A 25,843-nucleotide genomic window follows, 5' to 3' on the forward strand; every position below is an offset into this window, starting at 1 on the left:
TAGCGGTCTCAGTAGCGGTCTCAGTAGCGCCCGAAGGTCAGCGCCACGTTGTGGCCGCCGAAGCCGAAGGAGTTGTTGATCGCGTACTGGTAATCGCCGTACCGGGCCTCGCCGGCCACGACGTCGAGGTCGATTTCCGGGTCCGGTGTCTGGTAGTTCAGCGTCGGCGGGATGACCCCGTCGCGCAACGACAACACCGTCAGGATCGACTCCAGCGCCCCGACCGCACCGATCGAGTGCCCCAGCGCCGACTTCGGCGCGTAGACCGCCGCGTGTTCGACGCCGGCGACCCGGATGGCGTTGGCTTCCGCCGTGTCGCCGATGGGAGTAGCCGTGGCGTGGGCGTTGACGTGGTTGATGTCCTTGGCGGACAGCCCCGCCTGTTCCATCGCCCGCGTCATGGCCCGCCCGGCGCGTACGCCGTCGGCGGCGGGCGCAACCATGTGGAAGGCGTCCGAGGTGATCCCGGCCCCCATCAGCCGTGCCAGTGGCGTGGCTCCGCGAGCCTTGGCGTGCTCCTCGGTCTCGATGATCATCAGCGCACCGGCTTCGCCGAAGACGAACCCGTCCCGGTCCTTGTCGAACGGCCGCGAGGCCGTTGCCGGATCGTCGTTGCGGGTCGACATGGCGCGCATCATCGAGAAGGCCGCGATCGGCAGCGCCTCGATCATGCCTTCGACCCCGCCGCACACCGCGATGTCGGCGTCGCCCATCACGATCTGACGCCAGGCGTGCGCGATCGCCTCCGAACCCGACGAACATGCCGAGACCGGGGTGATCACCCCGGCCCGGGCACCGAGGTCGAGACCGACGACCGCCGCCGCGCCGTTGGGCATGATCATCTGGACGGCCAGCGGCGACACCTTGCGGGGGCCGCCCTCGTTCATCAGGTCGTAGGTCTCGACGATCTTCTCACCGCCGCCCAGGCCGGTGCCGATCACGACCGTGAAGCGGTCCGGGTCGACCTCGGGCGCACCGGCGGCATCCCACATGCGTCTGCCGAGATACTTCGACATCCGCTGGACGTAGGACATCCGGCGCATCGCCAGCCGATCCATGTGGTCGTCGATCGGGTCGACGAGGTGTCCGCCGATCTTCACCGGCAGGTCCCACTTGGTGACGAAATCGTCCTCGAGTACCCGGATGCCGCTTTCACCGGCCAGCAGGGCCTTCCACGTGCTGTCGATGTCGGCCCCGAGTGCTGTGGTCGCCTCGACGGCGGTCACCACGACGCTGGGGAAACCCCCGTTAGCAGTGGAAGGCCTGGTCACTTGTTCTCCGAAGCAAACTTCTCGCGCAGAGCGGCTGCGGCCTCGGGGTTCTCCTCCTCGAGCTTCTGGATGTAGGCGACCACGTCACCGACGGTGCGCAGGCCGGCCAGATCCTCGTCGGGAATCTTCACGCCGTACTTGTCCTCGGTCTGCACCGCGATCTCCACCATCGACAGCGAGTCGATATCCAGATCGTCGACGAAAGACTTCTCGGGGGTCACCTCGGAAGGCTCGATACCGGTGACCTCCTCGATGATCTCGGCGAGGCCGGCGATGATTTCTGCTTCACTAGCGGGCACGGGTGGTTCCTTCCGTAATCAGGAGTGCTTGTGCACTTCTTCGGTGTTTCACGTCGCTGTGTTTTGCGATGCGTCTGTGGTGTTGCCGTAAACCTTGTGATGCGTATTAAGTTGTGCTGACCGCGTCGAAATCCGCGGGGGTCTTGATGGCGTGGATCGCAATCCCCCGAAGCTCGCGCTTGGCTATGCCGCTCAGCGCACCCGCCGGCGGGAACTCGAGAACCGCCGTGGTGCCGAGTCCGCGCGTCGTTTCGGTGCACAGGTCCCAGCGGACCGGGCGGGTCAGCTGCGCGATCAGTTTGGCCATCGCGTCTGCCGCCGAGGTCACCGGCTTTCCGTCGGCGTTGGACAGCAGCGTGATCGTGGGCTCGGCGGTGTCGACTGCCGCGGCGGCTGCGGCGTAGCCGTCCAGCGCCGACGACATGTAGTGGGTGTGGAAGGCCCCGGCGGTGGCGAGCTGGCGCACCCGTGCCTTCTCCGGCGGGTCCTCGGCGAGCTTCTCCAGCGCGGCGAGCGATCCGGCTGCCACGATCTGTCCCGCGGCGTTGCGGTTGGCGGCGATCAGCTCGAGGGTTTCGAGCCGGGCCAGAACGTCGGCTTCCTCGCCGCCGAGGACGGCTGACATTCCGGTCGGTTCCAGGGCGCAGGCCTTGGCCATCTCGGCGCCGCGAACCGCAGCGAGTGTGACGGCGTCGTCGGGGGAGATCACGCCGGCGATGGCATAGGCCGCGATCTCGCCGACCGAGTGACCGGCCACGACGAGATTCCCGGTGTCGGCGACGGCCGGAAGGGCGCGTCGGACGAGTTCGGCATGGGCCAGCAGGGTCGTCGCGACGACCAGTGGCTGGGTGACGGCGGTGTCGGTGATCTCCTCGGCGGTGGCGGTGGTCCCCAGGCGGGCCAGATCCAGACCGCTGATCGTCGACCACCGGGCGATCTGGTCGGCGGCGCCGGGCAACTCCAGCCAGGCATCCAGCATCCCGGGGGTCTGCGAACCCTGTCCGGGCGCGAGGATGGCAAGCACGTCTCTAAGAAAACATTGTGAACGCCAATTGAAGAGGTGTACGAGATTATGAACCTTGTCTTATGTTTTTGTGGGAAACCTACAAAAGCGCTCGGGAAGCGACATCTCCGATATTGTTCTGCGATTTGCTCTCCGGCGCGGCCGGGCGCCCGTCGCCCACCAGGGGTGGGGAAACCGGCCCAAGGGCAACGTTTGGCGTGCTCTGGGTTGGGGCGGGGTAACCGAGGCGTCCGACCGTGGTGGCGACCCGCAGGACGTACGCGTCGCGGGGGACGGTCGGATCCCGACCCGTGAAGTCGGCGATTCGCTTGAGTCGGTAGCGGACCGTATTTGGATGAACGAACAGTTTGCGGGCGCACGCTTCGATGGCACCGCCGCTGTCCAAATAGGCGTCGAGCGTTTCCGAAAGCGCGGGTCCTGCGTCCATGAGTGGCCGGGTGATCTCGTTGTACAGGGCGGCCACCGCCGTGACGTCACCCAGCAGGGCGCGTTCCGGCAGCAGTTCCCGGGCCGGGACCGGCCGCGGCGCGCCACTCCAGCCCGCGACGGCGTTCATTCCGGCGAGCGCCTCGGCGGCGCTGAGGTGGGCCGCGGTCAGCATGGGCGCCGTCGGCCCGATCACGACCGGGTCGCCGGCGAAGGCGCCGAGGAGGTCGTTGAAGAACCGTTCGGTGGGCGCCAGCGGACCCGAGATGATGGCGATCAGCCAGGTGCCGTGGACGTCGGCCAGCGCTGCTCGGTCGTGGCGGGCCGCGATGGCGCGCACGTCCTCTCCGGCGAGTTCCTCGCGGCCGGGCGGCGGGGTACCCACCACGACGGTGGTCTGCGCGGTGGTGTCCCAGTTCAGCGCGGCAGCGCGGGAGAGCAGCTCCGGTCCGGTGTCGCCGCGCACGACGGCGTCGACCACGCTGGCCTCCATCCGGCTGTCCCAGGAACCGCGGGCCTCGGCCGCGTCGGCATAGGCGGTCGCGGCGGCGAAGGCCAGGTCGCGGCTGTAGCGCAGGATGCCCACGGTCAGTGCGGTCAGCTGCTCGTCGGTCCGCGCGAGCAGCGGAACCACTTCCTCGAAGAACTCCATCGTCACCCGGACCATGTCGACGGTCTGGGCCAGCGCGATCTTGCGGGTCAGATCCTGGGGGACCAGTTCGAAGGCCTGCGCGGTGTAGCCGACCTGACTGGACGGGTCGCGCATCCACTCGACGAAGTTGACCACCGCGGCTTGCACGACCAGTTGCACGCTGGCCCGCTGGGACGCCTCGAGACCGGGGAAGAACGGCAGCCGGTCGGCCATGACATGCACGGCTTCGGTGGCCAGCCGGCCGGAGTACTGCTTGATCCGGCGAAGGGTCGCCTCGGGGACGTCGTCGAGCAACTGCAGGCTGGTGCGCGTCGGTTCGGGTCGCGGCTTGTCGCTCACAGCTAAAAAGTACGCCTCTTTTTGGCGCCGGCTCACAACGGGTGACGGCCTGCTGCGACGGTTTCCTGTCGGACCGCGGCGATATTATTCGAACATGTTTTCGACTGATACCGCGCCGGCGCTGCTCGGCGAGATCGACGCCGCACTCGATGCGTTGTTTGAGGTCGACCTCGCCGGGCTGCCCGCCGGCGACCTGGTCCGGCTTGCCGGGCGGATGGAGCGGCTGGTCCGGCGCCAGAGCGTGTGGCGCGCGGACGTCGCCCTGGAAGTCCAGCGCCGGCCGGTCGCCGAGGTCGGCGGCGCGGCGCACAAAGTGCTCGCGGATTGGTTGCGCATCACCCCGGCCGAGGCTCGCCGGCGGCTGAACCAGGCTGAGCCCCTGGCCGCGCGTCGGGCGCTGACGGGTGAGCCGTTGCCGCCGCGTCAGCCCGCCACCGCGGCGGCATGGCGCGGTGGGGAGCGTGACGTCGAGCACGTCCGGGTCATTCAGCGCTTCCTGGCCGAGCTGCCCATGGTCACCGCGGTGTGCGAACGGGAGAAGGCCGAGGCGTTCCTGGCCGAGCAGGCCCAGCAACTGCGCCCCGACCAGCTGGCCAAGCTGGCCGAGCGGCTGGCCCTGGTCCTCAACCCGGACGGCGTGTTCAGCGACGCGGACCGGGCACTGCGCCGCGGGTTCTCCTGGGGGCCTCAGCGATCCGACGGGATGAGCGTCGGCCGGCTGTGCGCCACCCCGGCGCTGCGCGCCGAGCTTGACGCGTTGTTCGCCAAGTTCGCCGCTCCCGGACGCTGCAACCCGGCCGACCAGACTCCGCTGGTCGATGGTGAGCCCAGCCAGGCCCGCATCGACGCCGACTGCCGCAGCGTCCTCCAGCGCCAGCATGATGCGCTCTCCGCACTGGCGCGCAGTCTGCTGGGGAACCCGAAACTCGGTCGCCATCGGGGCCTGCCCGTGACGGTGATCGTCTCGGCGGATCTGCGCGACCTGCAGGCCGTGAGCGGGGTGGCGACCACCGCCGGCGGGACCCTGCTGCCGATGTCCGACCTGGTGCGGATGGCCAGCCACAGCTATCACTACCTGACCGTGTTCGACGGGGTGTCGGGCCGTTCGCTGTGGCTGGGCCGGACCAAGCGCATCGCCAGTGCCGACCAGCGCATCGTGTTGCACGAGCGGGACCGCGGATGCACGTTCCCGGGGTGCACGGTGCCCGGCTACGGGTGTCAGGTTCACCACGCCGAGCGTGACTGGGCCGACGGGGGAGTCACCGACATCGATGACCTCGCCCTCGCCTGCGGGCCGCACAACCGCTTCATCACCCACGGCGGCTGGCTGACCCGAAAACACCAGGACGGCACCACCGCATGGCTACCGCCGCCGGGTCTGCCGCTGATCGGCGGCGTCAACAGTTACCACCGCGCCGACCGAGCCGTGCTACGCGACCCCGGGGTCTGAGGTCTGCTCCGGGGCGGCCATCACATCGTCGATCCGGTACTCCCTGGCCGCGGCGACCGGCACCGCGGGGTCGATCTCGCCGTCCCGGGCCAACGCCTCGAGGACGGCCACCGCCACCGATTCGGCGTCGGTGTTGAAGTAGCGCCGGGCGGCGGGCCGTGTGTCGGAGAAGCCGAACCCGTCGGTGCCCAGCGTCACGTAGCTGCCCGGCACCCACGGCCGGATCTGCTCGGGGACCGAACGCATCCAGTCCGACACCGCCACCGTCGGGCCGGCCGCCTTGGCGAGGGTTTGGGTCACGTAGGGCACCGGTGCCGGACGATCCGGGTGGCGCAGGGCCTGGCGGTCGGCGGCCAGGCCGTCGCGGCGCAGCTCGCCCCAGCTGGTCACCGACCACACGTCGGCGGCAACGTCCCAGTGCTCGGACAACAGGTCGGCGGCGCGGAGCGCTTCGGGCATCGCCACCCCGGAGGCCAGAATCTGGGCGGTGTTGCTGCGCTTGGCGCTGGCGGCCCGGTAGCGGTAGAGACCGCGAAGCAGGCTCTCGACATCGAGATTCTCCGGCTCCGGCGGTTGGGGATAGGGCTCGTTGTAGATCGTCACGTAGAAGAAGACGTTCTCGGGATCCGCACCGAACATCCGGTTCAGGCCGCTCTCCACGATGTAGGCGATCTCGTAGGCGAACGCGGGGTCGTAGGTCACCACGGCGGGATTGGTCGACGCCAGCAGCAGCGAGTGACCGTCGGCGTGCTGGAGGCCCTCCCCGGTCAGGGTGGTGCGCCCCGCGGTCGCGCCCAGCACGAACCCGCGCGCCATCTGGTCGGCGGCCGCCCAGAAGCTGTCGCCGGTGCGCTGGAAACCGAACATCGAGTAGAAGATGTAGAGCGGGATCATCGGCTCGTCGTGCGTCGCGTAGGACGAGCCGACGGCGGTGAAGCAGGCCGCCGAGCCCGCCTCGTTGATGCCTTCGTGGAGGATCTGGCCGGTCTCGCTTTCCTTGTAGGCCAGCATCAGCTGTGCATCCACTGCCGTGTAGAGCTGTCCGTTGCGGTTGTAGATCTTCAGCGTCGGAAACCAGGAGTCCATCCCGAAGGTGCGCGCTTCGTCGGGGATGATCGGCACGATGCGCGAACCGATGTTCTTGTCGCGCAACAGCTCCTTGAACACCCGCACGCACGCCATCGTCGTGGCGACCTCCTGCTGACCCGAACCCTGCTTGAGGGCCTGGTAGACCTCACGCGGTGGCAGTGTCAACGGCCGCGACGTGGTGCGGCGGGCCGGGACGAACCCGCCCAGCGCGGTGCGCCGGTCGAGCAGGTAGCGGATCTCCGGCGCCTCGGGGCCGGGATGGTAGTACGGCGGCAGGTAGGGGTTGCTCTCCAGTTCGGCGTCGCTGATCGGGATCCGCATCTCTTCGCGGAAGTCCTTGAGATCCTGCAGTGCAAGCTTCTTCATCTGGTGGGTGGCGTTGCGGCCCTGGAAGTGCGATCCGAGGGTGTAGCCCTTGATGGTCTTGGCCAGGATCACCGTCGGTTGGCCCTTGTGCTCCATGGCGGCGCGGAAGGCGGCGTAGACCTTGCGGTAGTCGTGGCCTCCTCGCTTGAGGTTCCAGATCTGGCTGTCGCTCATGTTCTGCACGAGCGCCTTGGTGCGCGGATCCCGGCCGAAGAAGTGCTCCCGGACGTAGGCGCCGTCGTTGGCCTTGTAGGTCTGGAAGTCGCCGTCGGGGGTGGAGTTCATCAGGTTCACCAGCGCGCCGTCTTTGTCGGCGTGCAGCAGGGCGTCCCATTCTCGACCCCAGACGACCTTGATCACGTTCCAGCCGGCTCCCCGGAAGAACGACTCCAGCTCCTGGATGATCTTGCCGTTGCCGCGCACCGGCCCGTCGAGGCGCTGCAGGTTGCAGTTGACCACGAAGGTGAGGTTGTCCAGCCCCTCCAGCGCCGCCACGTGGGCCAGCCCGCGGCTCTCCGGCTCGTCCATCTCGCCGTCGCCGAGGAACGCCCACACGTGCTGGTCGGAGGTGTCCTTGATGCCCCGGTCGTGCAGGTAGTGATTGAACCGCGCCTGATAGATGGCGTTCATCGGGCCCAGCCCCATCGACACCGTCGGGAACTCCCAGAAGTGCGGCATCAGCCGCGGATGCGGATAGGACGGCAGGCCCCCGCCGGGATGACTGTGCTCCTGGCGGAAGCCGTCGAGCTGGTCGGCGCTGAGCCGGCCCTCCAGGAAGGCCCGGGCGTAAATCCCCGGCGAGGCGTGCCCCTGGAAGAACACCTGGTCGCCCCCGCCGGGGTGGGACTTGCCGCGGAAGAAGTGATTGAAGCCCACCTCGTAGAGGGAGGCCGACGAGGCGTAGGTGGAGATGTGCCCGCCGACGCCGACGCCGGGACGCTGTGCGCGGTGCACCATGATGGCGGCGTTCCACCGGATCCAGCGCCGGTAGCGGCGTTCGACCTCCTCGTCGCCGGGGAACCACGGCTCCAGCTCGGTCGGAATGGTGTTGACGTAGTCGGTCGAGGTCAACGCCGGTATCGCCACCCGCTGCTCGCCGGCCCGTTCCAGCATCCGCAGCATCAGATACCGGGCCCGGGCCGGGCCGGAGCGGGACAGCAGGTCGTCGAAAGACTGCAGCCACTCGGCGGTCTCTTCGGGATCGATATCCGGCAGGTAGGAGGCGACGCCCTCACGGATGACGCGCACCCGGTCGGATTCGTGGGGGCCGCCTGAGCCTTGGGTCCGGTCTTGGCTGGCGAACTGGGTCGTCACCTTCGGGCTCCTCGCGGCTGGGGCAGGAATTGCGGGTCGGCTCCTATCGTGCCGCACTCGGGCCGGTCAGGACGGAGAGTGCCGAAGAGCGCTGGGTGAAATTCATGCGCCGAGCAAAACCCGGGCCCCACCGGGTAACGTCTGCGTCTGTGCTGATGGCAAGGGCGTCGAGGGCGCGCGTCGGCGGACTGCTCGTCGGCGGCTCTGCCGCGGTGGCGATGGGTGTGCTGGGGTGCACCAGCGTCACGGGCGGCGACGCGACCGTCAGGGCCGGAGAGGGTCCCGCCTACCGCAGCTCGATGTCGGTTTCGTCGTCCCAGGCGGCGGCGAGCTCGAGCGCGCGGGAGTCCGAGCGCCAGGCCTCGCTGACCGCCCAGGCGGTGCTGTCGGCCTGCGACACTTTGTCGGCCACCAGCGCCGAGGCGATCGACGCCGTGAACGCCTACGTCTCCGCGTTCAACGACGAGGGCGGCGACGTGGCCTCCACCGAGGGGCCCGCCGTCGACGCGCTGAACAACAGCGCCGGAGCCGTCGAGAGCGACGTCAGCGACGTCGTCCCGGAGGAACTCAAGGACGCGCTGTTCGGCTGGGTCAACGGCGCCTACGCGACAGCCGACGCGATCGTCAACGAGGCGCCGCCGTCGGAGTTCAACAGCATCATCAGCGATCTGAACGACGCCAGGTCGGAAGCTTTGCGGCTATGCGACGCGACGTACCGATAGCTGGCACCGCGCGGAGAAAGACCGGCCGATTCGTGCGACGATAGGCCCACGAGAAGGAAGGGAGGCCGACGACTGTGGTCGCCGCGGGTGAGGGTGGGCGCAACTACGCCCAGCGGCTGGGTATCCAGAGGGACCAGATCGTGCAGGAACTGGGCTGGGACGACGACACCGACGACGACATCCGGGCCGACGTCGAGGAGGTATGCGGCGGTGAACTGCTCGACGAGGACGCCGACGACGTCATCGACGTGGTGCTGCTGTGGTGGCGCGATGGGGACGGCGATCTGGTGGACCGGTTGATGGACGCGATCGCCCCACTGGCCGAGGACGGGTTCATCTGGGTGCTGACGCCCAAGACGGGCAAGCCGGGCCATGTGCTGCCCGCCGAGATCGCCGAGTCCGCACCGACGGCCGGTCTGATGCAGACGTCGTCGGCGAATCTGGGTGACTGGAGCGCGAGCCGGCTGGTGCAGCCGAAATCCAAAGCGGCCGGGAGGCGGTCATGACCGCTGCGGTCGGCAGTGCGGCGCCCGACTTCACGCTCAAAGACCAAAACGGCCAGCCGGTGACCCTCAGCGACTTCCGCGGCAAGAAGAACGTCCTGCTGGTGTTCTTCCCGCTGGCCTTCACCGGCATCTGTCAGGGTGAGCTCGACCAGGTGCGCGATAACCTGCCCGACTTCGACAACGGCGACACCGCGACCCTGGCCGTGTCGGTCGGGCCGTCGCCCACCCACAAGATCTGGGCGACCCAGAGCGGGTTCACCTTCCCGGTGCTGGCCGACTTCTGGCCGCACGGTGCGGTCGCGCAGGCCTACGGGGTGTTCAACCCCGACGCCGGCTTCGCCAACCGCGGCACCTTCGTCATCGACCGCTCCGGGGTGATCCGGTTCGCCGAGTGCAAGGGACCCGGCGAACCGCGCGATCAGCAGCTGTGGACCGAGGCGCTGGCCGCCCTGAAGTCCTGAGGTAACCTGCGCGGGCGACGGGCGTGTAGCTCAGTGGTAGAGCTCTGGTTTTACACACCAGCGGTCGGGGGTTCGATACCCTCCGCGCCCACCGAAGTGCGGGACGGCGCGTGCCCCGGTGTTTGCTAGAGTCGACCCGCAACACCCACCGACAGACCGGATAAGGACTGTGTGATGCCCGGGCCAGCTGAGGGCGAGTACCCCCGCGGGCACGCCGCCCTGCCGGTCAAGGACATCGGGCGGCTGCTGTTGCGCTGTGCCGACCGGCCCGGGCTGGTCGCGGCGATCACCTCGTTCCTCGCCGATGCCGGGGCCAACATCGTTTCGCTCGACCAGCACTCCACCCAGCAGACCGGTGGGGTCTTCATGCAGCGCACGATCTTTCACCTGCCGGGGCTGGCGGCCGCCCGGGCCGATCTGGAACGCGAGTTCACCACGCGGGTGGCCGAGCCGTTCGGCATCGACTTCCGGCTGACCGAGGCGGCCAAACCCAAGCGGGTCGCCCTGATGGCCTCGATCGAGGACCACTGCCTGCTGGATCTGCTGTGGCGCAACCGGCGCGGCGAACTGGACATGTCGGTGGTGATGGTGATCGCCAACCACGCCGATCTGGCCGATCAGGTCCGCCCCTTCGGTGTGCCGTTCATCCACATCCCGGCCACCAAGGACATCCGCGAGCAGGCCGAGCAGCGCCAGCTCGATCTGTTGCGCGGCAATGTCGACCTGGTGGTGCTCGCCCGCTACATGCAGATCCTGACGCCGACGTTCCTCGGCGAGGTGGGCTGTCCGCTGATCAACATCCACCACTCGTTCCTGCCCGCCTTCATCGGGGCGGCGCCCTACCGCCGCGCCAAGGAGCGGGGGGTCAAACTCGTCGGCGCGACCGCCCACTACGTCACCGCGGACCTCGACGAGGGTCCGATCATCGAGCAGGACGTGGTGCGCGTCGACCACCGGCACAGCGTCGAGGACCTGGTCCGCCTGGGTGCCGACGTCGAACGCGCGGTGCTGTCCCGCGCGGTGCAGTGGCACTGCGAGGACCGGATCATCCGCGACGGCAATCAGACCGTCGTTTTCTGAGCCCGACTCACCCCGGCGTTTCGGTGAGCCGGCGGCGCACCTCGGTCGCAAGATCGGAGTCGGCGACCTCGCGAAGTGACGCCCGGACCTCGACGGGCTGGTCGATCTCGTCGGCCTGCAGGTAGGACGCCGCCAGCAGCGCCTCCACCGGTGGGCGCCCGTAGACCCGGGCCACCGCGATCACGGTCTCGGCCTTCGGGTGGGTCTTGCCGTGCAGCCAGTTGCACACCGAGAGCCGCCCGATCCCGATCCGCGCGGCGATTTGCGCCTGGGTCTGGCCTCCGCTGATCCGCCGGAGATATTCCGGCCAGGCCTCCGGGACCGCCGGTCGTGCTCCCACTTGGCCATCCGAATTTTCGGTCATCGTTGATTCCTCCCCGTCGGCAACGGTAGCGACGGGTTCCGACAACACGGTGCGCATGATGCTCAGCGTGGCAGCGGGCCGGGCTGTGGCACTGCGTAGTCCACTACTCGATTTCCGCCGCTCAGAACTGCGCGACCAGGCGGCCCAGTTCGGTTCGGTTGGCGGTGCCCAGTTTGTTGCAGGCGCGGTAGATGTGGCCCTCGACGGTGCGCACCGACATGGTGAGGGCATCGGCGATCTGTTTGTTGGACATACCTTCGCTGACGAGGACAGCGATCTCACGTTCCCTGCTGCTCAACGGTAGGGGCGTGGCAACCGTCTGAGTTGCCGGGGTCGTCGCCGCGCAGTCGTCGATCAGCCGGGTCGCCCGCCCGCAGGCGGTCAGCCGCGCCCCCCGGCGGCCGTCGCGCTCGAAGGCCAGCGCCGCCTGGGCCGACGCGTCGGCGGCCGCGATCCGGTCACCGAGCTCCTCCAGCTCGGCCGAAATGCCCAGCAGAGCGTCGCCGTCGTGGGCGCCCAGCTGGGCAGCCCAGCGGGCCACCAGTTCGGCGCGCGGCCCCTCGACGATGTCGGCCAGTTCGCCCAGCCGGTCGGCGCTGTGGGTGTCGCCGAACTGCAGGGCGGTCTGCAGGCAAATCACCTCGCGCGCGTGCTGTCCGTGGGCGCGGGCGAACTCCGCGGCCTCCCGGGCCAGCGCGAGAGCCTCGGACGTGCGGCCGCGGGACGCCGCGACCCAGGCGGCCGCGCGCAGCCGGGCGGATTCCAGGAACGGGTAGGAGGGGTGGCTGTTGTGCTGCGTGGTTTCCAGCGCCGCCACCGCGTCCTCGGTCTGACCGCCACGGGCCAGCGCCTCGGTGTAGGGCACCCACAACATGTAGGCCAGACCGCTGGTGTCCTGGCGGAACTCGTTCTCGGCGATCGCCGTCCGCAGCCGATCCCGGGCCACGCGCACATCGCCGTGTGCCAGCGCGGCGATTCCGTCGATCGCGGTGGCGACGGTGGTCGGAATCCGGGGGATGTCGGCCCACTGCTCGTTGACGTGGCCGGCCAGGGCGAGCGCGTCGGCGATGCGGCCGGCCATGACCAGTGCGTCCGCGTAGAGCAGGTTCAGGCCGACGGCCTGGAACGCGGCATGCGGCGAAGCGGCCGCCAGCCGGGTGCCCTCCGCGGCGGCGGTGGTGGCCGCCTCCAGGCGGCCCAGATCGCCCGCTGCCAGGGTCGTCCCGCTGGTCAGGACCGTCGCCGGAAACGCCGTCACCTGGTCGTGGTCGATCGTCTCGGCCAGAGCTGCGGCCTCGGCCGGTCGAGCGGCGAACGCCAGCTGCACCACTCGGAAGGCCAGCAGCGACGGGCGCTCCGCGGCCGGGGCGGTCGCCAGGGCGTCCTCGAGAATCGCCCAGGACGCCTCCGGCTGGCGGCGGGTGAACAGCATGTTCGCCGCCCGAATCGTCGCGGTCAGCCAGCCCAGCGCGGGGTCGGTCGCGATCGAGTCGATCACCTGCTCGGCCGCGTCGGCCCTGCCGAGCCGGGCCAGTGAGATCCCGAGCAGGACTTCGGCCTCCGCACCCGCGCCGGCGGCCACGGCCGCCTCGGCAAGCCGATGGGTCAGGGGTAGGTCAAGGCGCAGGAACGCCGTTTGCGCGCCCGGCAGGAACACCCCGGCATCACCCGGCAGATCCGAGTCCGCCCACAGCAGGGCGAGCCTGACCGGGTCGGGCGGGCGGCCGCCGGTGCTCGCGGCGGGGTTCATCGCCGACGCGACGCGACCGTGCAGCCGGGCGGCCCGCACCGGACCGGTGTGGGCGCGGCGGGCCTCGCCGTAGAGCGGATGGGCGACGCGCACCACACCGTCGGCTGAGGTGTCCGACACCGAGATCAACTCGCGGCGCTCCGCCTCTTCGATGGCGTCGGCATCGGCGAGGGCGCGAAGGTGGGCGAACTCGAGAGGCTCGGCGGCGACCACCAGGTCGAGAACCTCCAGCACGGGTTCGGGAGCCGCTCCGATGTAGAGGTCGACCAGATCCACCAGGGTGGGGGAGGCATCCATCTCGCCCGTCCAGCGCCAGGAGCCGTCCACTTCGGCGAGCCGGCCCGACTGCAGTTCCTGGCGGACCAGCGCGCGCAGGAAAAGCACGTTGCCGCGGGTGAGATCCCACATGCGGGCGGCGGAATCCGAGCCCAGCGCACCGTCGAGCGCGGCGTCGAGAAGCGTGTCGCTCTGGGGTCGCGACAGCGGCTGAAGGTCAAGGCGACGCAGATGGCCGTCCTTCCACAGCGCGGTGACCGTCTCGGGCGCGGGCTGGCCGGAGCGAATCGTGGCCACCACCACCGCCGCGCGCCGCCGCACCAGTTGGTGCAGCACGAACGCGGAGAGCTCGTCGAGCAGATGGGCGTCGTCGACGGAGATCAGCACCGGGGTGTGGTCGGGCGCGGCGGTGAGGGCGGCGATCCCCGCCGCCACCACATTGACCGGGTTGGCGTCGATCGTGTCCATCCACTGCGCGAACGCGCCCAGCGGGACCCCCTGCGCGGCCGCGGTTCCCGACACGGAGCGGACGAGCCAGCCGCGACTCTCCGCCGCCTCGACCGCCTCGCGGGCCAGTCGGGTCTTGCCGACGCCGGCGCGACCGGCGATCACGATTCCGGCACCGTCGGAGCCGGAGGTCCCGCCGTCGGCCAGGGCCTCGGCGACGACCTTCATCTCCTCGGTGCGACCTATCAGTGGCCAGTCCCCCACGGGGAAATTTTAGGGGCTGTCCGGCGGGCAGGAGGCCCGAACCAGGACTCCGAAATCCGGACCGGCCGGTCAGCCTCGGGCCAGTTCGGTGGCCAGTTTCCGCTCGGCCACCTCGAGCAGGGTGTGCAGCCCCTCCGGTTCGATGTGCAGGTAGTCGCAGATCAGCGGATCGGCGACACCCGCCTGCCGTAGTCGCAGCAGCAGTGAATGTGTTTCGGGTAGCCGGCGCAAGGCGGCCTCGTGAGCGTCAACGCGGTCGTCCGTCAGGTCCATGCCTTCATCTTCGGCGGCAACCGACGCGGGGTCCTAGGTAGCCGACTACCCGAAAATCGAGCGGCCGGGTGTGGCAGGCTGCCGGGGTGTCCGCGCTCCGACGGCCGGGGCCCGCCGGGATTCTCCTCGGCTACCTCGCCGACGTGGTGTTCGCCGATCCCCGCCGCGGTCACCCGGTGGCCGGCTTCGGTGCGCTCGCGGCTGGTCTGGAGCAACGTGTCTACCGCGATAACCGCGGTGTGGGTGTGCTGTACACCGCCGTGCTGGTTTCCGGTCTGGCCGGTGGGGGAGTGCTGGCGCAGCGACGGGCGCGCCGGGGGATCCCCCGCGCGGCGATCATCGCGGCCGCGACGTGGACGGCGCTGGGCGGAACCACGCTGGCGCGCACCGGGTCGGCGATGGCGGATCTGCTCGACGCCGGCGACCTTGACGGTGCGCGCGGTGTACTGCCCGCGCTGTGCGGGCGGGACCCGGCCGCGCTCGATGGTCCCGGTCTCACCCGGGCCGCAGTGGAATCGGTCGCCGAGAACACCTCCGATGCGCACGTGGCGCCACTGCTGTGGGCGGCGGTCGGGGGAGTCCCGGCGGTGTTGGCCTATCGCGGCATCAACACCCTCGACGCCATGATCGGCCACCGGTCGCCGCGCTACCTCCGGTTCGGCTGGGCCGCAGCCAGACTCGACGACATTGCCAACTATGCGGCGGCGCGGGTGACGGCGGTCCTGGTGGCGCTGTGTGCGCCGTTGGCCGGCGGCTCGGTCGCCGCAGCGCTGCGCGCGTGGCGGCGCGATGCCTCCCGTCATCCCAGTCCGAACGCCGGAGTCACCGAAGCCGCGTTCGCCGGCGCACTCGGCGTGCAGCTCGGCGGCCCGACCCAGTATCGCCACGAATTGGAGATCCGGCCCTCCCTGGGTGAGGGGCGCCGGCCGGACGTCGACGACCTGCGTCGCGCGGTGCGGCTGTCGCGCGCCGTTCAGGTCGCGTCGGCCACGACGGCCGTGGCGATCAGCTCCGTCGGCCGTAGCGGTCGGCGAGCTTCTCCTCGACGGTGAGTGGCGCGGCGGATTCGGCGAACTTCGCCCGCGCGGCCGCCTCCCGCCGCCGCATCCGGATCTCGGCGAAGATCAGGTAGCCCAGACCGATCGGAGCCACGATGCCGAACGCGATCCATTGGATGCCGTAGGACAGGAAGGGGCCGGCGTCGAGTTTGGGCAGGCGCGGCACGGTCAGGCCGCCGGGTTGGTTCTCAACCAGTTGCAGGTAGGAACCCGTCAGTGCGGTGCCCGTCAGTCCGGCGATCTGCCCGGTGTCGATGGCGTAGACCTGGCGATAGCCACCCTCGCGTAACGGCGTCCTGTTCTGCGGTGGTGCCGTCTCTGAGTCACGCAGCCGCGCGGTGATCGTCACCGGCGTGTTCGGCGGCGGGGGAATATCGGGCACCGCGGTGCCCTGCTCGGGTCGTACGTAGCCGCGATTGACCAGAACGGTCGGGCCACCCTGCACCGCGAACGGGGTGAGAACCTCGTAGGCGGGCGCACCGTCGACGACGCGCAGGCGCGCCAGTACCTGCGCGTCGGGAAGATACCGGCCGCTCGCGGTGACCTGCCGCCACTGTGCGTCGGGAGCGGACGAGTCCTGTTGCGGCAGATAGGTTGTCACCGGAACGGGGTCGAGAACAAGCGCGGCCTGGATCTGCCGGTTCTCCCGGGACGTCGCGGTGTTCTTGCCGAGCTGCCACGGGGCGAGAACGGTCAGGCACAGGTAGGCGAAGGTCACCACCAGCAGCGCCAGCGCCAGCCAGCCGGGCCGCAGCAGGAAACTCCACCTGCGCATCAGTCTGCTGCCAATCGTTCGCTGACCCAGGCGTGCAGTCCCGGCAGCGCGGCTTCGATGACGGCGCACACCTCCTCGAAGTCTGTGTGGTCGCCATAGTAGGGGTCCTCGACATCGGGTGCGGGTTCGCCGGTCCGCGGGTCGAACGACCGCAGCATGCGCAACCGCTCGGCCGGGACGCCCCACTGGGCGAGCATCCGGAAGTGGTTGCGGCCCAGGGCGACCACCAGGTCGGCACCCAGGTGGTCGCGGTCGACCCGGGCGGCCCGGTGGGCGTCGGGATACCCGCGCTCGCGCAGCACCCGGGCCGCGCGGTCGTCGGCGGCCGCGCCGGCGTGCCAGTCGGCGGTGCCGGCGCTGCTGACCCGCACCCGCTCCGCCAGACCGCGCTGGCTGATCTGATGGGCGAACATCTTCTCGGCCATCGGCGATCGGCAGATGTTGCCCGAGCACACGAACGTCACATGCAGCGTCGCGTCAGACACCGAGTGCCTCCCGGAGATCAGCGACGGTCCGCACGTGCGTGATTGGCGGGGGTGCGGCGGGCGCGGCGTCGTCGAAGTCCGTGCGGCCGTACCCCCAGCCGACCACGATGGTGGCGATGCCGTGCGCGGCGGCACCCTGCACGTCGTGGGCCCGATCGCCGACCATGACGATGCCGTCGGGTAGTGGCTGTAACTGGTTGAGGGCGTGCCCGAGGACCTCGGCCTTGGTCGCGCGGGATCCGTCGAGGTTGGCTCCGGCGATGACCTCGAAGTGCTGGGCGAGGGCGAAGTGGTCGAGGATGCGGCGCGCGGTGGGTTCGGCCTTGGAGGTCGCCACCGCAAGCCGGACCCCGGCCAAGCGCAGATCGCCGAGCAACTCGGCTACGCCGTCGTAGAGGGCGTTCATCGCCCAGCCCCGCTCGGAGTAGTCCGACCGGTACGCCGCAATCGCCTCGTCGGCGCGTGCCCCGAGCCCCATGGCCGCCAGGGTGCTGTGCATCGGGGGCCCCACGATGCGGTCGGCCAGGTCGCCGTCGGGGGCTTCGGCGCCGATCGCAGCCAGCGCGTGGCGGAAACTGGCGACGATGCCCTCGGCGGAATCGGTCAGGGTTCCGTCGAGGTCGAAGATCACCAACTCGGGGCGGGCCACCAGACCATTGTTAGCACCGGCGTCAGCTGTGGTGTCAACATCGGTTCGCAACCAAGGCCACCCGCAGGCCCGGCCGACCGCCGCGCACTACTGTGCTAGTCGTGACTGGGCAGCAGGAGAGCGGGACGCCGCGCCCCGGTTCGCGCTATCACGGCGACCAGGCCGTGCTGCCGGGGATGCTCGACTTCGCCGTCAACGTCCGCCGGTCCCAACCGCCGCCCTGGCTGCTCGCGCGACTGGCCCATCGGCTGCCGGATCTGGCGTCCTACCCGGCAGCCGCCGACGAACACGCCGCGGTGTCGGCGGTGGCTCGCCGGCACGCGGTCGGCGAGGACCGGGTGCTGCTGCTGGCCGGCGCCTCGGAGGGGTTCGCTTTGCTGCCGCGGTTGGATGCGCGACTGGCCGTCCTGGTCGCGCCGGCGTTCACCGAACCCGAGGCGGTGCTGCAGGCCGCGGGAGTGCCGACCCACCACGCGGTGCTGCCGCCGCCGTTTGGTCTGGGTGACGCTGTGATTCCCGAGGCGGCCGACCTGGTGGTGGTGGGCAACCCGACGAACCCCACCGGCGTGCTGCACGACCGGCGGGAGATCCTCTCCCTGCGGCGGCCCGGACGGCTGGTCGTCGTGGACGAGGCGTTCGCCGACGCGGTGCCGGGCGAACCGGAGTCGCTGGCCGGGCTGGGACTGCCCGATGTCCTGGTGCTGCGCAGTCTGACCAAGACCTGGTCGCTGGCGGGCCTGCGGGTCGGCTACGCGCTGGGCGCCCCCGACGTCCTGGCCCGTCTGGCGGCGGGACGCGGGCACTGGCCGCTGGGCACGTTGCAACTGGAGGCGATCACCGCCTGCTGCGAGCCCGCCGCGATCGCCGAGGCCGCTGCCGACGCCGCGGTGCTGGCGGCCGAGCGCACCCGGATGGCCGACGCCCTGCGCGGGCTGGGTCTTGAGGTCGTCGACGGTACGGCGCCGTTCGTGCTGTTCGGCGTTCCCGACGCCCCGCTGATGCGCAAACGGCTCGCGGCCGGCGGAATCGCCATCCGCCGCTGCGACACCTTCGTGGGTCTTGGACCCGATTACCTTCGTGCCGCGGTACGGCCGGAGTGGCCGGTGCTCGTGGAGGCGATCGCCGAGGGGCTTCGGTGAGCGTGCGACTGGCCGACGTCATCGACGTACTCGATGAGGCCTACCCGCCGAACCTGGCCAGCGACTGGGACGCGGTCGGGCTGGTGTGCGGAGACCCCGCCGAGCCGATCGAGTCGGTGACGGTCGCCGTGGACGCCACCGCCGAGGTCGTGGACGCCGTGGGCCGGGGCGGGCTGCTGCTCTCGCACCACCCACTGCTGCTGCGGGGCGTGCATTCGGTGGCTGCCGACTATCCGAAAGGGATGCTCGTGCACCGATTGATTCGCAGCGGCGCGGCGCTGTTCACCGCGCACACCAACGCCGATGCGGCGAACCCCGGCGTGTCCGACGCCCTGGCCGAGGCGGTGGGACTCACCGTCGAGGAGGTGCTCGACTCGGCCTCCGACCGCGGCGCTTCGATGCCCGCCGGTTGCGGCATCGGCCGCATCGGTTCGCTGCCCCGCCCGGAGCGATTCGCCGATCTCGTCGCCCGCGTGGCCGCCGCACTGCCGGCAACCGCGTGGGGCGTGCGGGCGGCGGGTGACCCGGACCGCCCGGTTTCGCGGGTCGCGGTGTGCGGCGGTGCGGGCGACTCGCTGCTGTCCACCGTTGAGAGCGCCGACGTGCAGGCCTACCTCACCGCCGACCTCCGTCACCATCCTGCCGACGAGCACCGTCGGGCCAGCGCGGTGGGACTGATCGACGTCGCCCACTGGGCCAGTGAGTTCCCCTGGTGCACCCAGGCCGCGGCATTGCTGCGGGCGCGGTTCGGTGATGCATTGGCGGTCACCGTCAGCCCGCTGCGCACCGATCCGTGGAACCTGGCCGTCACCGGGAGCAGTGATGAAAGCTGACGCGGCTTTGCAACGCCGGCTGCTGGAGTTGGCCGATGTCGACGCTGAGCTGTCGCGCCTGGGCCACCGCAGCGCCAACCTGCCCGAGCAGCAGCGCTATTCCCAGCTCGAGGCCGACCATCGCGAGGCCGCCGACACCTTCGCTGCGCTGAGCCTGGCGCTGGAGGACCTCGACGCGCAGATCGCCCGGCAGGAGTCCGAGGTCGACGCCGTGCAGTCCCGCGAGGAACGCGACCGCGGGCTGCTCGACGGCGGAGCGGTCAATGCCAAACAGCTCGAGGAACTCCAGCACGAACTGGGCACGCTCAAGCGGCGCCGGGAAAGCCTGGAGGACGCGCTGCTGGAATTGATGGAGCGACGCGAACAGCTCGCTGCCGACCACGCGGCGGGCCAGCGCGCCGTCGACGATCTCGATCAACAGATCATCGCCGCGCGCCAGTCGCGCGACCAGGCACTCGCCGACATCGAGAACACCCGCGCCGAACGCACCGCCGACCGCGCGCGACTGGCCGCCGATCTGAATCCCGAGCTGCTCGAACCCTACGAGCGGCAGCGCTCGTCGGCGGGGATCGGCGCCGCCCGGCTGCTCAACGGGCGCTGCGGGGCCTGCCGTATCGAACTCGACCGCGGCGAACTGGCGCGGATCTCCGCGGCTGCCGAGGACGAGGTTCCGCGCTGCCCGGAATGCCGGGCCCTGCTGGTGCGCTTCGCCGGATGAACCGGGTGGACCAGTGCGGGTGATCGTCGAAGTAGACGGGGGTGCGCGGGGGAACCCCGGCCCCGCGGGCTTCGGCTGCGTGGTGTGGGCGGACGACCATGCCACCCTGCTGGCCGAACACAAGCAGGCGATCGGGCACACCACCAACAATGTGGCCGAATACCGCGGCCTCATCGCCGGACTCGAGGAGGCGCGCCGGCTCGGCGCGGACGACGTCGCGGTGTTGATGGATTCCAAACTCGTCGTCGAGCAGATGAACGGACGCTGGAAGGTCAAGCACCCGGCGATGGCCGAGCTGCACCAGCAGGCCCGCGCCCTCGCGTCGACCTTCGCGTCCTTCACCTGCGACTGGATTCCCCGCGAGCGCAACAAGCACGCCGACCGGTTGGCCAACGAGGCGATGGACGCCGACCAATTAGCCGGCGCGGCGATGGACGCCGACCAGGTAGCCGGCGCGGCGATGGACGCCGACCAGGTAGCCGGCGCGGCGATGGACGCCGACCAGGTAGCCGGCGTGCCGGTGGGCGACCCGCCGCCCGGCGCCCTGGCCGTTCCGCCCGCGGTCTGGACCGGCAACCGGGGTGCCCCGACCCGGCTGCTGCTGCTGCGGCACGGCCAGACCGAGTTATCCCAACAGCGCCGCTACTCCGGCCGCGGCGACCCGGCGCTGACCGACCTCGGCCGCCGGCAAGCCGAGGACGCCGCCCGCTACCTGTCCGGGCGGGGCGGCATCTCGGCGGTGGTGTCCTCTCCGCTGCGCCGGGCCCACGACACGGCCGCCGCCGCCGCCGGGGCGCTGGGGCTGCCGGTGAGTGTCGACGAGGATCTGGTCGAGACCGACTTCGGCCACTGGGAGGGACTGACGTTCCGCGAGGCCGCCGAACGCCACCCCGAACTGCACGGCCGTTGGCTGAGCGACACCAGCATCCGGCCGCCGGAGGGGGAGAGCTTCGACGAGGTCCGGACTCGGGTGCAGCGCTTCCTTGACGGCGTCATCGCCGAGCGTGGCCCCGGCACCGTGCTGGTCGTCTCGCACGTGACACCGATCAAAACGCTGCTGCGCCTGGCGCTGGGGGCGGGTGCCTCGATCTTGCAGCGGCTGCACCTGGACCTGGCCTCGCTGAGCGTCGCCGAGTTCTATCCCGACAGCGGGGCCTCGGTGCGGCTGGTCAACGACACGTCCTACCTCCGCGGATAAGCCCGGGCCGGGGCGGACTGGCCTCGGCGGCCCGACGTCGTGTAGAGATGCGGTGTGGAAAAACCACCGACAGATCCCACCGGCGCATCCGCCGGGGCGCCCCCGCGGGACGCGTTGACGCGCCGGCTGCTCCGGCGTGCCGTGGTCAACGGGACGATCAAACTGCCGGCCGTGCCGGGCATGGTGGATGACTACGTCGCGATGTGCGACCGGACGTTCAGCGCGATCGGGGTCCAGTTCAACGCCGACGAACTCGCCCACCTGCGGGAGGTGCTCCGCGGCCAGCTCACCGCGGCCTACCTGGAGTCCCCCCGGTCGGACATCGTCATCAGCTACGACGCGCCGGTCGGTCTCACGGTCACCTACACCGTCAAGCCGGAGTGGTTCACCGTCGAGGGTGCCTACAACAACTGGGTCGCCACCCGTGAACCGCCGTACTTCGGCACCGAGCCCGACGCGCGGGTCTCGGCGTTGGCCGGCGAGGCCGACGAGCCGGCCGGGTTTCCGGTGCTCGACATCGGAGCGGGAACGGGCCGCAACAGCCTGGCTCTGGCCCGGCGCGGCCACCCCGTCGACGCCGTCGAGATGACCGAGAAGTTCGCCGAGATCATCCGCACCGAGGCGCAGCGGGAGGGGCTGAGCGTTCGGGTGCTGCAGCGCGACGTCTTCGCCGCGACCGAGGATCTGCGCGACGACTACCAACTGGTGTTGCTCTCGGAGGTGGTTTCCGACTTCCGCAACACCGATCAGCTGCGCCGCATCTTCGAACTGGCCGCCCGTGTGCTGGCTCCGGGCGGCCGGCTGGTGTTCAACACGTTCCTGGCCCGCGGCTCCTACGTCCCCGACAACGCCGCGCGCGAACTCGGCCAGCAGACCTACACCTCGATCTTCACCTACCCGGAGGTGGCGGCCGCGGCGGCGATGCTGCCGCTGGAGCTGGTCTCCGACGAGTCGGTCTATGACTACGAGAAGGACCATCTGCCGGCCGAGGCGTGGCCCCCGACCAGCTGGTACGCGGACTGGGTCAGCGGCCGCGACACCTTCGACGTGCCGCGCGAGCAGTGTCCGATCGAGATGCGCTGGCTGGTCTACCGTAAGGCGGACTGGCACATGGCCCCCAAGGGCGCCGGGCCCGGCCGCTGGTAGCCGCCGGTGGCCGACAGGTAGCCGCCGCTCGCGGAACACCCTGGCGACCCAGTAGGTTACATAGCGCGGACGAGTTGGCCGGGCGGCCGCGGCTCGCTGTGCGGGTCGAGGAAAGTCCGGACTTCACAGAGCAGGGTGATTGCTAACGGCAATCCGAGGTGACTCGCGGGACAGTGCCACAGAGAACAGACCGCCGCCCGCCCCCCGGGGTGGACGGTAAGGGTGAAACGGTGCGGTAAGAGCGCACCAGCATCCCGGGTGACCGGGGTGGCTCGGTAAACCCCACCCGAAGCAAGGCCAGAAGGCCGCACCTGGTGCGGCTGCGCAGGCGCTCGAGGGCTGCTCGCCCGAGCCTGCGGGTAGGCCGCTCGAGGCACCCGGCGACGGTGTGCCCAGATGGATGGTCGCCGCCGCCGCGCCGGGATCCGGCGCGGCGGGACAGAATCCGGCTTACAGGCCAACTCGTCCGCCCCACGCCTGTGAGCTGTGGTTTCAGCCTTTTGAGCCGTCAATCGTCCGCAGATCGTCCGCAGTAGTTCCAAGGGCCGAGTCGATTGCGTCCCGCGTCCGGTCATCAGAATCGGGCCACAGATGGCTGTAGGTGTCCAGTGTCTCGACCGCGCTTGCGTGGCCGAGACGGGACTGAACCGTCTTCACGCTCTCCCCGTGCCGGATCAACAAACTCGCGTAGTAGTGGCGCAGAGCGTGAAATCCCGTCCCTGCCGGCAGGCCCGCCGCCTTCACCGCCGCGCGCCACTTGTGCCCGAACACCGACCTTGTGATCGGTTTGCGAGACAGCGTGAACACCAGGCCGCCAGAGTCAGCCGGGAAGGCCGCCAGGTGTTCCGCCAGGGCGTCCACAACGACCTGGGGGAGGGGAATGGCGCGCACACTCGCCCGCGTCTTAGGTGGGGCCAGGGAAGGCTTCTGCCCCTGCACCGTGACGAGTTGACGATCAACCGTCACCACCCGCTCAAGGAATCTGACCCGGTCCACCGTGAGGCCGAAGCATTCCCCCTGCCGCATCCCCGTGCCCGCAGCGAGCGTCACGAGCGCGCGAAGTTCCGCTGGAAGCGCGTCCCGCACTGCCGCAACTTGCTCGGTAGTCAGCGGCACAACCGGAGCACGGTGAACCTTCGGCAGTTTCGTCCCCTCGCATGGATTCGAAACGATCCGACGATCCCGAATCGCAGACTTGAAGACCGTGGAGACGATGCCGTGTGCGACACCGACCGTTGCCGGCGCCAACTCCAATCCCTTCACCCACGCCTGAACGTCGCTCGGCAAGATCGAAGCAATTGGGCGATCCCCGAACACCGGATAGGCATGCCGACGCAACATCGTCTCGACATGAGCACGCGAACTGGGCCGCTGGATCTGCATCTTCCGCCAACGCTCCGCGTACTCGCGGAAGGTCACTTGCCCCGCCTTCGGATCGCAATACTGGCCCGTGACAAGGGCAGCGGTCACCTCGTCAAGCCACCGCTGGGCATCGACCTTCCGGGTGAAACCCTTCGAATGCTCGCGGCCGCTGTCATCGACAAAGCTTGCACGCCAACGGCTTCCCCGGCCGTGCTGCGCGCTCGGCACTGTCTGTGAGGTGCCGTCGGCGCTTCGGATCGTTTTTGTCCAGCGGTCCTCGACACCCGCCCGTTGATTCCTCTTCAACATTGCTTCCCCCTATATCCCGCGGGTCCATAACCCGGCCACCGATTCGTAGTGCGGCGGCGCGTGCTCGGGGTCGGTCACGTACCCATTGCGGTGCCGGCCCTGTTGATGGGTGGCGATGATCTGCCCGTCGGCGAGCACCTCGATCGCTGTGCCGATGATCCGCACGTCCACCGAGCGGCCGGCGAACCGGTAGGGCACCGAGTACTTGATGGTGTCGAGCTGGATATGCCAATCCCGGTGCACCTTCGCTTTGCGCCAGGTCACCGGCTCCCACCGCTGCGCCGGCAACGCCATGAGCTCATCGCGCTCATGGCCGTCGAACCACTCCCGCCGAGACCGCGGCTCCCCGCGAAACGGTCTGCGGTCGTTGATCGCCTCGACTTGGGCGGCGACCGCGTCGTTGAGGTCATCGAGGCAGGCGAACACCCGGTCGGACCGGAAGTGGATCACCCAGTTGGTGACGACCTTCACCCCGGCTTCGGCATTTCCTTTGTCCCGCGGACGATTCGAGCGTGTGGGCACCGCCGCGGCCCCGTAATGGGCCAGGAAATCCGCATACGAGGCGTTGACGTCTCGCGCCCGGTCAGTGCGGCTGATCTGGTTCGACGCCGTCGAAGCGTTGTCCGGGACGATCACCTGGGCGACCCCGCCGTAATACTCGAACGCCCGCCGATGCCCATCGCACCAGGCGGGCTGTTTCTCATCGAGGTAGCCGTAGGCGAACACCATGCCCGAGAACGGCAACGTCGCCACGAACACCGCCACCGGCGTCACCGCCCGGGTGATCGGATCGGTGACCTGCATCATCGTGCCCGCCCAATCGACCTGCATCGTATGCCCTGGCACGTGGGCGATCGGCAGCGTCAGATCATTGACCCGGACGTGCTCGGTGACGACCTGGCAGAACCGCTCATACCCGTAGAACCGAGCACCCGGGGCAGCGTGGGATTTCAGGTACTGACCCCACAGCACCTTCAGCGGCGGCTTCTTACGACCCAGCCGTGCCGTGACGACCTTGTCGATATCCACCGCCACGAACTCCCCAGCCACGTTCTTGCGGCCATCGGCGAAGAGCCGATCCAGATCCTCCGCCGACAGCGCGGCGACCTGCTCGGCGCTGCTGAGTTGCTCCTCATCGAGCACACGCCGGGCCCGGGCGATCGCCCGATGCGAACACCCCGCCATCGCCTCGATCTGCCTGTAGGCCAGCCCCTGCACCAGCAGGCCCATCACATACCGGTAATCCGTCATCCGCAGACGATTCCTCTCGCTTGCCGCGACCCCTGCGGTCACGGACGAAAGCAATCCTCCAAAGCGCTACCAGATGCCCGCGCCACTGCTACCGGATAGTTACACAGGTGCTACCAGAAGCGCCGACTTAACACCCGGATCTACCGTTCCGCCAAAGCCGGTGTCGCGACCGCAGCCGCCCCCGAAGCCGTCGCCGCCAAGGCCGCCGCCGGTGTTGCCGCCAACGCCGCAGCCGGTGCCGTCAACAGGGCCCGCCCAGGATCTACGCCGCCCGCCGGTGCGCCGACGGGCGCACACCCGCCCGCCACCCCGGGCACCCGCTCTGCCGGGGCGGGAATCGCCCGCGCCGCCGGGTATACCGCGGCCGCTGTCGTCCCGCCCAGTGTGGCGCGCGCCGCCGGATACGCCACCGGCCTCGCCGGGGGATCCGCGGCGGTCACCGCGACCAAAGACCGACTCCGCAACGGCAAAACCCCCGCCGCTTCCGGGCCCGCCGACGCAAGCGATGTCCAGGACACCCTCACCACCCAAACGCCCTCCACCACGT

24 protein-coding genes, 1 tRNA gene and 1 other RNA gene are annotated in these 25,843 nt (G+C 69.8%); 13 read left to right on the forward strand and 13 right to left on the reverse strand.

From position 1 onward, the window contains the following. Window positions 1-20: 20 nt before the first annotated feature. The 4 genes from kasA to ACKOB8_RS13150 form a co-directional block, all read right to left on the reverse strand. The gene (gene kasA, locus ACKOB8_RS13135) at window positions 21-1,271 is read right to left on the reverse strand and encodes a 3-oxoacyl-ACP synthase KasA (protein ID WP_526377923.1); all 1,251 of its coding nucleotides are present in this window, start codon (window positions 1,269-1,271) and stop codon (window positions 21-23) included. Continuing rightward, window positions 1,268-1,570, reverse strand: coding sequence for a meromycolate extension acyl carrier protein AcpM (acpM, locus tag ACKOB8_RS13140; protein WP_526248589.1), 303 nt, complete (start codon window positions 1,568-1,570; stop codon window positions 1,268-1,270). The genes kasA and acpM overlap by 4 nt, the downstream gene beginning before the upstream one ends. 106 nt (window positions 1,571-1,676) lie before the next feature. Next, window positions 1,677-2,594: an ACP S-malonyltransferase gene (locus ACKOB8_RS13145; RefSeq protein ID WP_526377925.1), complete on the reverse strand. Its 918-nt coding sequence runs from the start codon at window positions 2,592-2,594 to the stop codon at window positions 1,677-1,679. 79 nt (window positions 2,595-2,673) lie between these two features. After that, on the reverse strand, window positions 2,674-4,011 hold the full coding sequence (locus ACKOB8_RS13150) for a PucR family transcriptional regulator (protein WP_526377927.1): 1,338 nt from the start codon (window positions 4,009-4,011) through the stop codon (window positions 2,674-2,676). A gap of 94 nt (window positions 4,012-4,105) precedes the next feature. On the opposite strand from ACKOB8_RS13150, the gene ACKOB8_RS13155 reads away from it, so the two are divergent. Further along, complete coding sequence (locus ACKOB8_RS13155) at window positions 4,106-5,461, forward strand: HNH endonuclease signature motif containing protein (protein WP_526377929.1); 1,356 nt, start codon at window positions 4,106-4,108, stop codon at window positions 5,459-5,461. On the opposite strand, the gene aceE is transcribed toward ACKOB8_RS13155, so the two are convergent. After that, window positions 5,441-8,230 carry a pyruvate dehydrogenase (acetyl-transferring), homodimeric type gene (gene aceE, locus ACKOB8_RS13160; RefSeq protein WP_526377931.1) on the reverse strand — a complete coding sequence of 930 codons (2,790 nt, stop codon included), beginning with the start codon at window positions 8,228-8,230 and terminating at the stop codon, window positions 5,441-5,443. The genes ACKOB8_RS13155 and aceE overlap by 21 nt on opposite strands. A 155-nt stretch (window positions 8,231-8,385) precedes the next feature. Between aceE and ACKOB8_RS13165 the strand changes: the two genes are divergently transcribed. From ACKOB8_RS13165 to purU, 5 genes are all read left to right on the forward strand, one after another. After that, window positions 8,386-8,952, forward strand: a complete 567-nt coding sequence (locus ACKOB8_RS13165; RefSeq protein WP_526377972.1) for an Rv2240c family protein — start codon at window positions 8,386-8,388, stop codon at window positions 8,950-8,952. Between the two features lie 74 nt (window positions 8,953-9,026). Beyond that, window positions 9,027-9,458 (forward strand): DUF3052 family protein, encoded by a 432-nt coding sequence (locus tag ACKOB8_RS13170; protein WP_526377933.1) that lies wholly within the window; start codon window positions 9,027-9,029, stop codon window positions 9,456-9,458. After that, the gene (locus tag ACKOB8_RS13175; protein WP_526377935.1) at window positions 9,455-9,919 is read left to right on the forward strand and encodes a peroxiredoxin; all 465 of its coding nucleotides are present in this window, start codon (window positions 9,455-9,457) and stop codon (window positions 9,917-9,919) included. Before ACKOB8_RS13170 ends, ACKOB8_RS13175 begins: the two co-directional genes overlap by 4 nt. A 19-nt stretch (window positions 9,920-9,938) precedes the next feature. Next, window positions 9,939-10,010: transfer RNA gene (locus ACKOB8_RS13180), tRNA-Val, on the forward strand. Window positions 10,011-10,093: 83 nt separating this feature from the next. Further along, window positions 10,094-10,999, forward strand: coding sequence for a formyltetrahydrofolate deformylase (gene purU, locus ACKOB8_RS13185; protein WP_526377937.1), 906 nt, complete (start codon window positions 10,094-10,096; stop codon window positions 10,997-10,999). Window positions 11,000-11,006: 7 nt separating this feature from the next. Here the strand turns inward: purU and ACKOB8_RS13190 are convergent, their stop codons facing one another. The 3 genes from ACKOB8_RS13190 to ACKOB8_RS13200 all read right to left on the reverse strand — a co-directional run bounded on the left by ACKOB8_RS13190 (window position 11,007) and on the right by ACKOB8_RS13200 (window position 14,373). Beyond that, on the reverse strand, window positions 11,007-11,339 hold the full coding sequence (locus ACKOB8_RS13190; RefSeq protein WP_526377939.1) for a helix-turn-helix transcriptional regulator: 333 nt from the start codon (window positions 11,337-11,339) through the stop codon (window positions 11,007-11,009). 145 nt (window positions 11,340-11,484) lie between these two features. Further along, window positions 11,485-14,100 (reverse strand): helix-turn-helix transcriptional regulator, encoded by a 2,616-nt coding sequence (locus ACKOB8_RS13195; RefSeq protein WP_526377942.1) that lies wholly within the window; start codon window positions 14,098-14,100, stop codon window positions 11,485-11,487. Between the two features lie 69 nt (window positions 14,101-14,169). After that, window positions 14,170-14,373, reverse strand: coding sequence for a hypothetical protein (locus tag ACKOB8_RS13200; protein WP_526377944.1), 204 nt, complete (start codon window positions 14,371-14,373; stop codon window positions 14,170-14,172). An 86-nt stretch (window positions 14,374-14,459) separates the two neighbouring features. Here ACKOB8_RS13200 and ACKOB8_RS13205 point away from each other — a divergent pair, with 86 nt between their 5' ends. Beyond that, a complete protein-coding gene (locus ACKOB8_RS13205) occupies window positions 14,460-15,425 on the forward strand; it encodes a cobalamin biosynthesis protein (RefSeq protein WP_526377946.1) in 966 nt (321 codons plus the stop codon). Here ACKOB8_RS13205 and ACKOB8_RS13210 read toward each other — a convergent pair. The 3 genes from ACKOB8_RS13210 to ACKOB8_RS13220 are packed head-to-tail and all read right to left on the reverse strand — an operon-like array spanning window position 15,379 to window position 17,343. Then, window positions 15,379-16,206, reverse strand: coding sequence for an SURF1 family cytochrome oxidase biogenesis protein (locus tag ACKOB8_RS13210; protein WP_526377948.1), 828 nt, complete (start codon window positions 16,204-16,206; stop codon window positions 15,379-15,381). The two genes, ACKOB8_RS13205 and ACKOB8_RS13210, sit on opposite strands and share 47 nt — an antisense overlap. After that, the gene (locus ACKOB8_RS13215) at window positions 16,206-16,691 is read right to left on the reverse strand and encodes a low molecular weight protein-tyrosine-phosphatase (RefSeq protein ID WP_526377950.1); all 486 of its coding nucleotides are present in this window, start codon (window positions 16,689-16,691) and stop codon (window positions 16,206-16,208) included. Before ACKOB8_RS13215 ends, ACKOB8_RS13210 begins: the two co-directional genes overlap by 1 nt. Beyond that, window positions 16,684-17,343, reverse strand: coding sequence for an HAD-IA family hydrolase (locus ACKOB8_RS13220; RefSeq protein WP_526377974.1), 660 nt, complete (start codon window positions 17,341-17,343; stop codon window positions 16,684-16,686). Before ACKOB8_RS13220 ends, ACKOB8_RS13215 begins: the two co-directional genes overlap by 8 nt. Window positions 17,344-17,516: 173 nt before the next feature. On the opposite strand from ACKOB8_RS13220, the gene cobC reads away from it, so the two are divergent. The 6 genes from cobC to rnpB all read left to right on the forward strand — a co-directional run bounded on the left by cobC (window position 17,517) and on the right by rnpB (window position 22,843). After that, entirely contained in the window at window positions 17,517-18,479 is a 963-nt protein-coding gene (gene cobC, locus ACKOB8_RS13225; RefSeq protein WP_526377976.1) for an Rv2231c family histidinol phosphate aminotransferase CobC, read from the forward strand. Next, a complete protein-coding gene (locus tag ACKOB8_RS13230) occupies window positions 18,476-19,312 on the forward strand; it encodes a Nif3-like dinuclear metal center hexameric protein (protein WP_526377952.1) in 837 nt (278 codons plus the stop codon). The genes cobC and ACKOB8_RS13230 overlap by 4 nt, the downstream gene beginning before the upstream one ends. Next, complete coding sequence (locus tag ACKOB8_RS13235; RefSeq protein ID WP_526377954.1) at window positions 19,302-20,030, forward strand: zinc ribbon domain-containing protein; 729 nt, start codon at window positions 19,302-19,304, stop codon at window positions 20,028-20,030. The genes ACKOB8_RS13230 and ACKOB8_RS13235 overlap by 11 nt, the downstream gene beginning before the upstream one ends. Window positions 20,031-20,049: 19 nt before the next feature. Further along, the gene (locus tag ACKOB8_RS13240) at window positions 20,050-21,228 is read left to right on the forward strand and encodes a bifunctional RNase H/acid phosphatase (protein WP_526377956.1); all 1,179 of its coding nucleotides are present in this window, start codon (window positions 20,050-20,052) and stop codon (window positions 21,226-21,228) included. Between the two features lie 54 nt (window positions 21,229-21,282). Continuing rightward, the gene (locus ACKOB8_RS13245) at window positions 21,283-22,374 is read left to right on the forward strand and encodes a class I SAM-dependent methyltransferase (protein ID WP_526377958.1); all 1,092 of its coding nucleotides are present in this window, start codon (window positions 21,283-21,285) and stop codon (window positions 22,372-22,374) included. A 70-nt stretch (window positions 22,375-22,444) separates the two neighbouring features. Further along, window positions 22,445-22,843: RNase P RNA component class A (gene rnpB / locus ACKOB8_RS13250), an RNA gene on the forward strand. A gap of 23 nt (window positions 22,844-22,866) precedes the next feature. On the opposite strand, the gene ACKOB8_RS13255 is transcribed toward rnpB, so the two are convergent. Continuing rightward, window positions 22,867-24,045, reverse strand: coding sequence for a site-specific integrase (locus ACKOB8_RS13255; RefSeq protein WP_526377960.1), 1,179 nt, complete (start codon window positions 24,043-24,045; stop codon window positions 22,867-22,869). Window positions 24,046-24,054: 9 nt separating this feature from the next. Continuing rightward, window positions 24,055-25,296, reverse strand: a complete 1,242-nt coding sequence (gene istA / locus ACKOB8_RS13260) for an IS21 family transposase (protein WP_526377962.1) — start codon at window positions 25,294-25,296, stop codon at window positions 24,055-24,057. Window positions 25,297-25,843 lie beyond the last annotated feature (547 nt).

Origin of the sequence: Mycobacterium sp. (assembly GCF_046091765.1) — a bacterium.
Classification (GTDB): Bacteria; Actinomycetota; Actinomycetes; order Mycobacteriales; family Mycobacteriaceae; genus Mycobacterium.